Genomic DNA, 12,820 nt, shown 5'->3' with positions numbered 1-12,820 from the left:
TTGGGTTATCGGGTCGGTTGTAGTTTCCCGACTCAGCCCCTCACCAGCCACCGGTTGCGGAAGTGCAACCCCTGACACAACAGGGTGTTAGCGATTCATCACCCCTGAATCTTTAGCCTTGCCGTGTACTCATCACGGCGAGGTTTTATGACCACTACAACCGACACATCACTACTCAACGACCCGCGACGACAGGCCGCGCTTTTGTTCTGGCAGGGTTATTCCGTGCCGCAAATCGCGGAGCAGTTGCAGGTTAAGCGCCCCACGGTGCAGAGCTGGAAACAGCGCGATAAATGGGAAGAGACTGCCCCGCTAAACCGGGTCGAGTTCACGCTCGAGGCGCGGCTGATTCAGCTTTACGCAAAGCCTGACCTGACGCCGCATGACTTCAAAGTCGCGGATTTTCTGGCGCGCCAGATGGAGCGACTCGCAAGGGTTAACCGCTACGGCCAGACCGGCAATGAAGCGGATTTAAACCCGAACGTGGCAAACCGCAACAAAGGGGAAAAGAAGAAGCCGAAAAAGAACTTTTTCAGCGAAGAGGCCATCGAGAAACTCGAGGAGATTTTCCGCGACCAGTCTTTCGAGTATCAGCTCGAGTGGTGGCGCGCGGGGCTGGCGCACCGCATCAGGCACATTCTCAAATCGCGACAGATTGGCGCGACGTTCTACTTTGCGCGCGAGGCGCTATTACAGGCGCTGAAGACCGGCCATAACCAGATATTTTTATCGGCCAGTAAAACGCAGGCTTACGTATTCCGAAAATACATCATCGCCTTTGCCCGACAGGCTGGCGTCGAGCTCACCGGCGACCCGATTGTGCTCGGCAACAACGGCGCGGAGCTGATGTTTCTCGGCACCAATGCCAACACGGCACAGAGTCACAACGGCGACCTGTATGTCGATGAAATTTTCTGGATCCCCAACTTCCAGAAGCTGAAGCGCGTCGCCGGTGGCATGTCGTCACAGGAGCACTTGCGCACAACCTATTTTTCGACCCCCTCATCGCTGGCGCACGGTGCCTATCCGTTCTGGTCGGGTGAACAGTTCAACAAGGGGCGTAATGACAAGAGCGAGCGTGTCGATATCGATATCAGTCACGCCGCACTCGCGAAGGGCGTCGCTTGCCCGGACGGCCAATGGCGGCAGATTGTCACCATCGAGGACGCGCTCGCCAAAGGGTGCACTCTGTTTAACATCGATACGCTGAAGCGCGAGAACAGTGTCGAAGAGTTCCGCAACCTGTTTATGTGCGAGTTCGTCGACGATAAAGCGTCGGTCTTCCCGTTCGAAGAGCTCCAGCGCTGCATGGTCGACAGCCTCGAAAAATGGGAGGACTACCAGCCCTTCGCCGACCGGCCATTCGGCAACCGCCCAGTGTGGATTGGTTACGACCCGTCATTACGGGGCGACAGCGCCGGGTGCGTTGTCATTGCGCCGCCGGTTGTCGCCGGTGGCCGGTTCCGCATCCTCGAGCGCCACCAGTGGAAAGGGATGGATTTTGCCCAACAGGCCGAATCAATCCGCGAGCTCACGCAGAAATATACCGTCGAATACATCGGCATCGATGCGACCGGGCTCGGTCAGGGCGTCTTCCAGTTGGTGCGCTCGTTCTACCCGGCCGCACGTGAAATCCGCTACACGCCGGAAATGAAAACCGCAATGGTGCTCAAAGCCAAAGACACCATTCGCCGCGGGTGCCTCGAGTACGACGTCAGCGCAACCGACCTCACGCAGTCGTTTATGTCTATCCGTAAAACCATGACCAGCAGCGGCCGCAGCTCGACCTATGAGGCCAGCCGCACCGAGGAAGCCAGTCACGCCGACCTAGCATGGGCAACCATGCACGTATTAATCAATGAGCCGCTGACCGCCGCGACCGGTGAACAGTCTTCCAGCATTATGGAGTGGAACTAATGAGCAAGAAACGCAACAACAAGCGCCAGCAGCCGCCGCGCACCGAAAACCTCACCGCCGCACCGGCACAGAGCATGGAGGCATTCACCTTTGGTGAGCCGACGCCGGTGCTCGATCGCCGCGACATTCTCGATTATGTGGAGTGTATCGATAACGGCCAGTGGTACGAGCCGCCGGTGAGTTTCTCCGGGCTGGCAAAGAGCATGCGCGCCGCCGTTCACCACAGCTCGCCGATTTACGTGAAGCGTAACATTCTGGTGTCGACCTACATCCCACACCCGCTGTTATCGCGTCAGGACTTCACCCGGTTCGCGCTCGATTATCTGGTGTTTGGGAATGCGTTTATCGAAGAGCGTCGCGGCCTGACCGGCAAGCCGTTAAAGCTGGAAACGTCACCGGCGAAATACACCCGCCGTGGCATCGAGGATGATGTGTACTGGTACATTCAGAGCTATACGCAGCCGCACCAGTTCGCGCCCGGTTCCGTCTTCCACCTGCTCGAGCCTGATATTAATCAGGAGCTTTACGGGATGCCGGAATACCTGAGCGCACTCAATTCAGCCTGGCTGAATGAGTCGGCGACCCTGTTTCGTCGCAAGTATTACCAGAACGGCGCGCATGCAGGTTACATCATGTATGTGACCGACGCCGCACAGAACAGCACCGACGTCGAGGCGCTGCGAAAGGCAATGCGCGATTCGAAAGGGCTTGGCAATTTTAAGAATCTGTTTTTCTACGCGCCGCACGGCAAACCGGACGGAATTAAAATTGTTCCCCTGAGTGAAGTCGCGACGAAGGATGATTTTTTTAATATCAAGAAAGTCAGCGCCGCTGACCTGCTCGACGCGCATCGCATCCCGTTCCAGTTGATGGGCGGCAAGCCTGAGAATGTCGGCTCAGTGGGCGACGTTGAGAAGGTGGCAAAGGTCTTTGTGCGCAACGAGCTGACCCCGCTACAGGCGCGATTCATGGAGCTTAACGAATGGGCGGGTGAAGAGATTATCCGCTTCGAAAAATACTCACTCGGCGACGATTAATAACCCCACCACAGCCGCCCATCGTGGCGGCTTTACTCCTACCGCACACAACGCCCTCAGCGCCACGACACGCCGTCGACACCTCACCGCACCTCGTTACCCACCCGCGACCACGACAACGCCACAGGGACGCGCTCAGGCGTTGATAAATAAAAATAAATACCACGCTCAGCGCGCAATGCTTACCCCGCCACGCCTGCCCGCTTTATGGGTCGGTTTTAATGCAGGTGCACGAACACGCCGAAGGCGCGCCAGCACTGGCTGGCTAAAGTTTGGCTTGCCACTTTAGTACACGCATTTTAATGCACTAAGATGCATTTTAAAAATGTAAGAACGATTCGAAAAACGGTAGTTTCACGGTTGAAAATCTTTGCAAATTAGTTGGTTAACGTGTCATTATTAGGGAGAAGGAGTTGACAACAAAAGCACACTAAAGGATATGAAATATGTTAACTAAATTTTCAGGTGCGAACTACAAAGCGTTCAGAGAATTTTCATTTGATATCAAACCATTAACTATTTTGTTAGGTGCCAATAGCTGCGGAAAAAGTTCTCTCATTAACTCATTACTTATGTTTTCACAAACGATGGAAACAGCCCACATTTCAGAATCCGCTCTTCGGTTGAATGGCAATAAAGTGGGTATGGGTGAATCATTAAATGTCATTCGAGAAAAAAACCCCAAACATATATTAACGTTTGCCTTCGAGTTTTCTGATACAGAATTAACTCGCAGAGATATATTCAATGCCCGAAGAGAATTCATGGAATTTATCTTTCTATGCACAAGAATTTTGGGTCAATTTTTTAGACAAAATAATGAAAATGATTTCGAAGCTGCAAAGCTTACAGACGAAATCGAATCGAACTATATGTATCGTGAAAGTTACAATACAACTCAACTCAAGCATATATCAACGAACTTTTGCATCCTATTAGAAAAATTCCGATCATTAACTGTTATTGACAATAAAAACTTAAGATTCCACCATGAAGGTTTAGTTCAGTTCTTCAGAAATGTATCCATAGAAAAAATACAAAACTGCCTATTGCATCTTGCTTCACTAGGTGCAAAAAAAATGTCTCCAACCAAAGTTGAATACAAATTTAACTACAATAAAAAAGAAGATAAGTTAAGAATTTTAGAATGCACCTTCTTTAACTCCATGGGTGAGAAATTCATCAACATTGGTCTTAATAAGGGCAAGTTCTTCTTAAAATCTGATGTAATAAAGCGTAGCGCATTAAGTAAGTCTAGAGAAGAGATCTCTAAATTTATAAATTTTGATTCACTTTATTTAGTAGACAATGACACAAGTGTTAATTTTATAGATAAATATACTAAAACAATAGATCCCTTTGCAACTTTATTTGCCAAATTATTAACGCCATTGGTAAAAAAAATCATCTCTGAATTTTCAGATACAAAAATAAATCACGTTAGCCCACTTCGTGCATTTCCTCAGCGCTACTACCTACTCGATAAATCAATACAACACTCACACTTAAATGCTTTAGAGGGTACAGAACTTGCAGAGATTTTGAAAAAAAACCCAGAAATAAAAAAGAAAATTAATTTTCTTTTGGCAAAGTTTAACCTTGCAGTTGATGTCGTGAAGGTTAACGATATCATACATAAAATAAACATCACCCAAGACTCTATTGATCTAGAATTAACTGATGTCGGATTCGGTATTTCTCAAGCATTACCAATTCTTGTTCAAGCATATTTATCACCAGCAAAATCGATTACTATAATTGAACAACCAGAAATTCACCTTCATCCCAAAATGCAGGCATGGCTTACTGATGCTCTTATTAATATAGCACTCAAAGAAGACAAACGTTTTGTCATAGAAACACACAGCGATGCTTTAATCAGAAGAATTAGACTTCGTATTGTTGATGAAAAATCCGCACTGCAACCGAGTGATGTTTTATTTTGCAACTTAGAGCGCAATTCATCTGATAGTTCTACAGCTCTTAAAGCGATCCCTGTTACCGAAGATGGAGATATTACTTGGCCAGCAGAATTCTTAGATGTAGAAATAAATGACACAATAAAAATACAACAATTGAAAGTTGAAAAATACATGAAAAACAAGGGAATTCAATAAAATGTATTATTCACACTGCATAAGCCCTGAATTTTTAGGATTACATATCAAAAACTATGATATTTTCACCAAAATATTCATGGGATATTTTATGAATCCTAAAAACCAAATTGTATTGGATGAAGGCGGCCTTATTGAAAATGAATATCTTTTGAATATGAAGGATGACCCTGCTGCTTTTGCTCTTTACGTAGCTTGGGAAAAATGTTTGAAATCAGAAGGAAACCAAGGCAAAGTGCTACTTGCCAAGCCTAATGGTTGCACTAGCATTTACGATTATGTGGTAGCTTCCATATCGTGCGCAATAACAACAAATAATAAAACCATCCTTACGCTTGATAATAATTTATATGCATCATCCATATCAAGAATTCAAAGACAACGCATACATCTCCTAGGTCTATGCAACTTACAACCTGAAGATAACCAGTTGATAGTAGGTAAAAAAATGTCTTTTTCAAAATTAGATTACGATATTGCATGGTCATTGGAAAGAATAGTTAGGCTGCATCGCCGGGGAGATAGTGAAGATGATACTAATGATTTACTTCGTGAATATCTTTTAGCCAAAGACTATGAAGTCAAAGACCAAACTCGTGAGGGAAAATCGTCGAGCGGGAAGAGTGCAGGCGAGATTGATATATTAATTGAAGACAACAAGACTCTTTTCTCTATCCTTGAAGCTATGCGTCTTGATACAATGAGCAAATCATATATATTCACTCATTATAAAAAACTTCTTTCTAATTACAACCCACTAAACTTAAAAAGATTATTCCTAATTACATATTATGAGGGTAAGAAATTTGATGATTGGTGGGATGGGTATATAGAATATATATCCTCCATTGATTATAACTCAATCAATGAGGAACATGACGCTACTACATTTACTAATGTAGAATGCATCACAACTGATTTCGGTAACGTTCGAAAAGCATATCATCATGGGACTTCAAGTGGTGAACAGTTTACAGTAATACATTATGCGGTAAAACTAGCTTAACCTCCTTGACAACATACTCTATTAACAAACATAGAGTATGTTGTATTTAGCTTATTTCCTTCGACTGACAAACAAACCCCCACCTGAATTAACTTTATTGTCATTAACTTCACTCCGTTTGTATTGAATTACCCAACCACTCAACAGTGGTACAGATAAGAGTATTTTTTACTGCCGAATTCTATAGATGCCCCGCGTGCCAGCGCTTCAACTTCCCAACTTTCCGGCGTAATACCCTCCTGAGCTAAATCGGCCCGAATTAGAGGTATTAACTCCCATTCTGATTTAGTTAGGCGTGCCGATGGCGCTAACTCATCCTGTTTCAATGGGGCACGGTTTCGCTGTTGTCTGTTTTGAGGTTTAGCCCCCACCTTTAATGCATCCCTGAGTACCCTCACGACGTCGGGATCATCCCAACCGATCAGACCATCATCAATGAGGTTAAGCACCGCTACGGCTTGCTCAGACGCTGTTGGTTGCATATCTGCGGGGAAGCTATTGGCAGCTAATCCACAGTTATTGACAGGACTCCGAGGCGCGGCGATGCCGCTTTTTAAAGTCAAAGGCTCAACGGCAACGGCCTTTGGAACGATGCGCCATTCTGACGAGCGGGTGATCCGAATATGACCGGCACCAAGATGCGGGGCGTAAATACCGACGACCCTCTCGATATCTTCTTCATACTCGTTAACCTCATCGGTCGTAGCGCGCGCGACCCTGACCGTCTGGTCATCGCGCGGGACATTTGCGCCACCTTGTGCGGCGATATACAAATCAAATTCGCCCTCATCAGCAGCAGCGCGAGCCGCTTCGACACGGTCGTCAAAGTCGCTGGCAATGCTGACGCCGCGCGGCAGCTTGCGGAGCTCGCGATATGCGCCCATCGTCGGGAGGCCAATCGTCTTAAACTGAGGGATGCGCCATGTCGACGCCCATGCGGTGACCGCCGAAGCGGTATCTTTAAGGGGTTTTCCGGTATCGGTATCGAGCTGGCCGTCGAGCGCATAGCCGTCGATATTCTTAGCGATGTATTTCGCGATGTAGCCAGCAGCGCCTCCTTTGTTGAGATGCTTCGCCTCAAAGCGATTGCGTGCCGCGCCTCGCTCGTGTCCATCTTCTTTCATCGCATAGCGACGCATAATGTCGGTAATCTGCTTACGCTGGCTGCGCTTGCAAAACAGCATCATATGCCAGTGGGGAGTTGCGTCGTGATGGGGCTCAACAACGCGCATCCCGTACACCTGCAAATCATTATCTTTGAACGCTGTGCGCATCTTGCTCCAGATTCCGCATAAATAGCGCTGACCATCTTTCGGCGTGTATGCCTCATCATTCCAGCCATGATTAAGCTGTACGGTTTTATTCTCACCTTTTCCAACCTGACGGGTCGGGTGATATTTTGACGGCGTGGTGATCGTGATAAACATGCCGACATCGGCCACTGAAGCGGCGTAACGCTCAATTCCGGCGATAGTATTCATCAGCTCCATACGACGAATTTCAGGATTCGAAATACTCCCCATAACCTTACTAATCAGGTCGATACGCTCGCCGGTTGCCTTGTTCTCAAGCTCACATGATTTGAGGTATTCCAGATTAGCTAGGCGGCGCGCGTGAACATCCCGAATAGCTGTTTTGCTAGCGTACGGAGAACGGTCTTTATTGACCTCACCGGCGGCAATCAGCAGGGACTCGCGCCAGCGCATGCGCTGGGCTTTAAGCTGACTGACCCACCACTCGTTATTCATCATGCGCGCGATGGCTGAGTAGGCCATACGGATGGTCATTTGACCTTTCCGGTATTTCTTCCAGTACATCGGGGTGACGTTAAGTGCGCGCACTGCTTGAGCTAGTTCGCCATATAAATGAGATTGAGCCTCATCAGTAAACAGTATCTCTTTGCTCCCGTATGCCTCGGCATATTCATCACTCAGTTCCTCATACGCCATGAAAAGCTGTGCTGACAAACGTGCGGCGAATTTCTTCAGCACTTTGTCATTCATGCCCGGCAACGTTTCGAATTCGTCACGCTCGGATAAGAGGCGAATTGATTTACTGGTGTCCATCCCGTACACCTGATTAACACGCTCGAGGCGCGGCCAGAGCCGTTCCTCAAATGTTTTTTTCAGGTAGAACAGGCCATGCACCGGGCTTTTAGTCCGGCGAATGTAGTTATAACGCGAGGTAAAATGCGAGCTCAGGAAGAACGGCAGACGGTCAATTTTGAATAAAACCGCTTGCACCTGACGGAATTCGGCACGTGTAAGCGGTCTGTCGCGACCAATGGCCGCTTTTGGTTTATTCCATGGGAAAGCGCCGGTGAAGAGCTCACCGGCAGATTTTAAAAATGGTGGTGGTGGCGAAGGGGCGACGCGCCCCCGGTTCTCACCGGCCATCGCTGCAGAAAGCCGCCTGACACTGTTCGGCTACGCGCTCAACCTGCACGGCCAGCGATTCAAAATCGGTCGCGTCGCCGGTCAGAATTGAGTGATGGAACAAGCCAGAAACAAGCTGGCTTAATTTCGAATAATAACCGACAGTGCTCAGCCACTCTTTACCAGCATTTTTCCCAGATTTGGCAATTTTCTTTTCCTGTAGAATAAACTGAAACTGGTCGCTGGTAATTACGAATTTATCATCAATAACAATATAAATGCTCATACCGTCCCTTATTAAGAATTCAAAATAGAATTGTGAAGTTTTGCGGACTCTTGACCTAACAACTCGATAATTTCCGTCCGATTCATTTCAGACTTACAAATGTGAGCTATCAGAGAATCAAGCGCCGACGCGAAACGGGTCGCCGTAACTAGTTGCGCATCGATAGTGGCCTGTGCGAACAGCTCTTTTAAATTGCTGTGAGATACCGATATTTGCTTTTCCATTCACCTAGCTCCAGACAAAAAGATGCCCCGCACAATAAAGTGCGTAAATCATTTATCTAGTCAATTAATGCAAATATTGTTCAGGCTTTACCGATGTTAATATTGTTGGTGCGTTTTCAAATAACGCCATTAATTCACGCAGCGCGCGTAATAGCTGCTCACGCCAATAACATGACGCCTCATCGGTGCGCCAAATGGGCTGATTGAATTCTTTTTCAGTTAATCCGGCATGCATGAAAAGCGCGCGGCGCTGGCTGACTGTCATGCGTCCGACAAACGTTGAAGCACTTGCCCCCATCTGACGAGATTTTGAAAACGTATTACGCAGCTCATCAATCGCGTTAATCAAGCGCTCGCGATCTGCGTCGTTCATTTCCTCGAGGCGCATATTTGCGTGGCGCTGTTTTAACTGAGCGTGAAAGCAAATGGTCAGGCGCTCGCGTTCCATCATCTGGTTATAGAAATCACAGGTGTCAGACCAGCGAGGTGCGGCCAGATACTTTCCAATCAAGCCGCGAAGGGCTGCGGGTTGTTTCTCGACAATACAAAGGGTCATTACTGGCATTTCGTCACCCCTAAAAAATGGAGAAAGGCAGAAACACGGCTGATTTTACGAGAGCGAATGATGATGCCCTTACGCCCCCGGCCATGCGTAATAGTAAAATTGATATGGTTTTCGCCCTGCTGGTTACGTAGTAATTGAGCAATGCAACGAGGTTCTGTCATATCAGCCACCTAACCCCAACCACATCAACCACCCTTCCCTAATTTCCTTCGGACGGCTTTCATAGGCCAGTTTCATGCCGTTGTTCCATGCTGGGAGGTAGACCCAGTATTCGCCTGCACGTCCGGAGGTGGACTGCGGATCGGTCATTTCAACTACTGGTAACTTCCCTTTTTCGATCATCCCTCTCACTGCTGCCGGGGTTTTACCAATGAGTTTTGCAAATTCTTGGTACGGGACGGCATCACTAAGACTGACAACTTGTTTGCTCATCTGCTAACCTCGTATCTAGATCTAACCAATGGGTTTCAAAGTTCTGTAATGGGCTTTGCTGCAAATTGACAACATCTAAACCACATTAGAGAGTTTCGATAATATTAGAGGATCTTGATAACATGTCAACGCCCATAAGCGAAAAACTAGCCTTAGTGCGTGAATCAGAGCGGCTTAACAGGAAGCAATTCGCTGAAATAACAGGAGTTCCTTACAGCTCCCTTACCTACTATGAGAGCGGAAGGACGACCCCTCCAACAGATGTAACAATGAAGATTCTCCAGCATCCTCGATTTAGTAAATACACGTTGTGGTTTATGACCGACAACATTGCTCCTGAGGCCGGGCAGATTGCACCGGCACTCGCACACTTTGGGCAAGATGTAACAACATCGCAGCACTCAGACCAAAAGATTGGTTAACCATTCACCGTGCGTATATTTATTACAAAATTTGTTTACTTGTTGCCAAACATGACAAATACAACAAATTTGCTAGAGATACGCGCAAAGACAACATAACAGCAGTAAAGAAAAAGCAACTTATCGCCATTCGTCCGGGGGTCTTATGACAATTAAGAAACTCGATGATGGTCGTTATGAAGTGGACATTAGACCTAGCGGGCGCAACGGAAAACGCATCCGCAGGAAGTTTGACAAGAAAAGCGAGGCGGTAGCCTTTGAGAAGCACACGCAATACAACCACCACAACAAGGATTGGTTAGCGAAGCCGACCGATAAGAGGCATCTTTCCGAGTTGATTCAAATCTGGTGGGAACTCAAGGCCAAGCACGAGGAATGGGGAAAGTACAATCGGGGAAAGGTCGAGAAATTCGCGGTGATAACCGGCGATCCGTGCGCGTTCCAGATTACAAAGACGGTAATTAGCCAGTATGTTGCAGCGCGGCGAGGTGAAGGTGTTAAGCCCTCTACCATCAATCGGGATCTGACATGTATCAGCGGAATGTTTACCGCTCTGATTGATGCAGAGTTATACCATGGTGAGCACCCAATAAGAGGCCGTAAACGACTCAAGGAAGAGAAGCCCGAAACGGGCTATCTAACCCACGAGGAAATTACCGCCCTTTTCTCACGGCTCGACGGTGACAATAAAAAAATAGCGATTCTTTGCCTAAGTACGGGCGCGAGATGGGGTGAAGCGGCAAAACTAAAAGCTGAGCACATCATCCATAACCGGGTGACGTTTGTTAAAACTAAAACAAACAAACCCCGTACGGTGCCAGTATCGGTAGAAGTGTGTGAAATACTCACCAGCGTGAAGCGCGGCTTCCTGTTCCCGAATGCCGATTACACGTTGTTCCGGCAGGTACTGAAAGAGGTGAAGCCCGATCTGCCTGCAGGACAGGCGACCCATGCGCTACGGCACAGTTTTGCCACGCATTTCATGATTAACGGAGGAAGTATTATCACGCTACAAAGGATACTCGGTCACGCGCGCATAGAGCAGACAATGGTCTACGCACACTTCGCGCCAGAGTATTTACAAGATGCCGTAACACTCAATCCGTTAAAGGGCGGCATTGAACCCGAAACGTCCACACAGTGTCCACGTTAGGGTGATTTATAACGGCTTTCAGTGGTTTTGTGTGACGCTCTAACCCGCATTCCACCGCTGAAAGCCTATATATCAAAGGGTAGCAAACGCCCCCGATGGGGCTTTTTTTATCTGTAATAAGAAACAGATAACCTTCCGTTACACACCTTTTAGCCACACAGTGCTTACGTTCTGGATACATAATGTATAAAATTTAGTGAGTCCGGATTTCATTTAGGGCGAAAAACCACCACTCACGCTATCGTAGGGACCCTCGTTTTCATGTCAGATATTATTCTTGCCCGGGTATCACAAACGCTTGCCTCTGAACAATCGCTTGAGAGTCTTGTTCGCCAATTGCTTGAGATGCTTGAACTGGTGACCAATATGGAATCCACCTATCTGACGAAAATTGATACTCAGGCCGACCTGCAGCACATCGTATACTCGCGCAACAGCGGCGAGATGAACATCCCGGAAAACTTCTCCGTTCCCTGGGGCGACACCCTGTGCAAGCGCGCCATGGCCGACGGCTGTTTTTACAGCGACCACGTACCTGAGCAGTGGGCCGACTGCGATGCGGCAAAAGCGCTGGGGATCACCACCTTCCTCAGCACGCCTATCCATCTGACCGACGGCTCCCTGTACGGCACCCTGTGCGCCACCAGCACCCAACAAAAGCCGCTCAGCTTTAACAGCGAGCACGTGTTGCAGTTGTTTGCCAGCATCATTGCCCGCTATATCGAAAAAGAGTCGCTGGTTTCGCAGCTTCAGGAAGCTAACGCCGCGCTGATTTATCACTCCTACACCGACGCGCTGACCGGCCTACCGAACCGCCGTGCGGTGTTTGAAAATCTGGAGACCTTGTTCTCCCTCGCCCGGCATCTGAACCATTCGGTGCTGCTGGCGTTTATCGACCTCGATAAATTTAAGATGATCAACGACTGCTACGGCCATCAGGCTGGCGATGCGTTTTTACAGCAGGTGGGCCAGCGGCTAAAGCTCGGCATCTCGCCTGATGACCAGCTTGGCAGACTGGGTGGCGATGAGTTTATGGTCGCTACCCTTGCCCGCGCGACGGTGCAGCTTGAGCAGTTTGCCGAAACGCTGCGTCAACTCCTGGTTGGCGATTACCTGCTCGGCGACACGTTGATTCACTATCCCGGTGCTAGCATTGGTGCCGTTGTGGTCGATCCACACCTGATGGACCCTGACAGCGCGCTTCGCGCCGCCGACAGCGAAATGTATCAGGATAAAAAATTCCGTCATCGCCCGGAAATTAGCGCCCAACGGGTCGAATAATTACA

The 12,820-nt window shown here is 48.2% G+C and carries 12 protein-coding genes and 1 pseudogene; 7 read left to right on the top strand and 6 right to left on the bottom strand.

Going from position 1 to position 12,820, the window contains the following annotated elements; translation table 11 throughout:
- Positions 1-147: 147 nt before the first annotated feature.
- The 4 genes from AB2B48_RS03445 to AB2B48_RS03430 all read left to right on the top strand — a co-directional run bounded on the left by AB2B48_RS03445 (position 148) and on the right by AB2B48_RS03430 (position 6,077).
- Entirely contained in the window at positions 148-1,917 is a 1,770-nt protein-coding gene (locus AB2B48_RS03445; RefSeq protein WP_368301904.1) for a terminase ATPase subunit family protein, read from the top strand.
- Positions 1,917-2,954 (top strand): phage portal protein, encoded by a 1,038-nt coding sequence (locus tag AB2B48_RS03440; protein ID WP_112202364.1) that lies wholly within the window; start codon positions 1,917-1,919, stop codon positions 2,952-2,954. Before AB2B48_RS03445 ends, AB2B48_RS03440 begins: the two co-directional genes overlap by 1 nt.
- A 446-nt stretch (positions 2,955-3,400) precedes the next feature.
- Positions 3,401-5,071, top strand: coding sequence for an AAA family ATPase (locus AB2B48_RS03435; protein ID WP_368300801.1), 1,671 nt, complete (start codon positions 3,401-3,403; stop codon positions 5,069-5,071).
- Between the two features lie 91 nt (positions 5,072-5,162).
- The gene (locus tag AB2B48_RS03430; protein ID WP_368300800.1) at positions 5,163-6,077 is read left to right on the top strand and encodes a hypothetical protein; all 915 of its coding nucleotides are present in this window, start codon (positions 5,163-5,165) and stop codon (positions 6,075-6,077) included.
- A gap of 140 nt (positions 6,078-6,217) precedes the next feature.
- On the opposite strand, the gene AB2B48_RS03425 is transcribed toward AB2B48_RS03430, so the two are convergent.
- The 6 genes from AB2B48_RS03425 to AB2B48_RS03400 form a co-directional block, all read right to left on the bottom strand.
- Positions 6,218-8,473, bottom strand: coding sequence for a replication endonuclease (locus AB2B48_RS03425; RefSeq protein ID WP_368300799.1), 2,256 nt, complete (start codon positions 8,471-8,473; stop codon positions 6,218-6,220).
- The gene (locus AB2B48_RS03420; protein WP_368300798.1) at positions 8,463-8,738 is read right to left on the bottom strand and encodes a DUF5405 family protein; all 276 of its coding nucleotides are present in this window, start codon (positions 8,736-8,738) and stop codon (positions 8,463-8,465) included. The genes AB2B48_RS03425 and AB2B48_RS03420 overlap by 11 nt, the downstream gene beginning before the upstream one ends.
- Before the next feature lie 11 nt (positions 8,739-8,749).
- Positions 8,750-8,962, bottom strand: a complete 213-nt coding sequence (locus tag AB2B48_RS03415) for a DUF2732 family protein (RefSeq protein WP_368300797.1) — start codon at positions 8,960-8,962, stop codon at positions 8,750-8,752.
- A 64-nt stretch (positions 8,963-9,026) separates the two neighbouring features.
- Entirely contained in the window at positions 9,027-9,527 is a 501-nt protein-coding gene (locus tag AB2B48_RS03410; RefSeq protein ID WP_368300796.1) for a replication protein B, read from the bottom strand.
- Complete coding sequence (locus tag AB2B48_RS03405; RefSeq protein WP_368300795.1) at positions 9,518-9,688, bottom strand: hypothetical protein; 171 nt, start codon at positions 9,686-9,688, stop codon at positions 9,518-9,520. The genes AB2B48_RS03410 and AB2B48_RS03405 overlap by 10 nt, the downstream gene beginning before the upstream one ends.
- Position 9,689: 1 nt before the next feature.
- Complete coding sequence (locus AB2B48_RS03400; RefSeq protein ID WP_368300794.1) at positions 9,690-9,959, bottom strand: regulatory phage cox family protein; 270 nt, start codon at positions 9,957-9,959, stop codon at positions 9,690-9,692.
- Positions 9,960-10,081: 122 nt separating this feature from the next.
- Between AB2B48_RS03400 and AB2B48_RS03395 the strand changes: the two genes are divergently transcribed.
- From AB2B48_RS03395 to AB2B48_RS03385, 3 genes and pseudogenes are all read left to right on the top strand, one after another.
- Positions 10,082-10,381, top strand: coding sequence for a helix-turn-helix domain-containing protein (locus AB2B48_RS03395; RefSeq protein ID WP_266027211.1), 300 nt, complete (start codon positions 10,082-10,084; stop codon positions 10,379-10,381).
- Positions 10,382-10,526: 145 nt separating this feature from the next.
- Positions 10,527-11,539 (top strand): annotated as a pseudogene (locus AB2B48_RS03390) (tyrosine-type recombinase/integrase).
- A gap of 256 nt (positions 11,540-11,795) precedes the next feature.
- Positions 11,796-12,815, top strand: coding sequence for a sensor domain-containing diguanylate cyclase (locus AB2B48_RS03385; protein WP_185665951.1), 1,020 nt, complete (start codon positions 11,796-11,798; stop codon positions 12,813-12,815).
- Positions 12,816-12,820: the final 5 nt, after the last annotated feature.

The sequence above is a fragment of the Kluyvera sichuanensis genome, from assembly GCF_040930405.1.
GTDB classification, from domain to species: Bacteria; Pseudomonadota; Gammaproteobacteria; order Enterobacterales; family Enterobacteriaceae; genus Kluyvera; species Kluyvera sichuanensis.
This window is presented reverse-complemented; position numbering and strand designations above follow the sequence as displayed.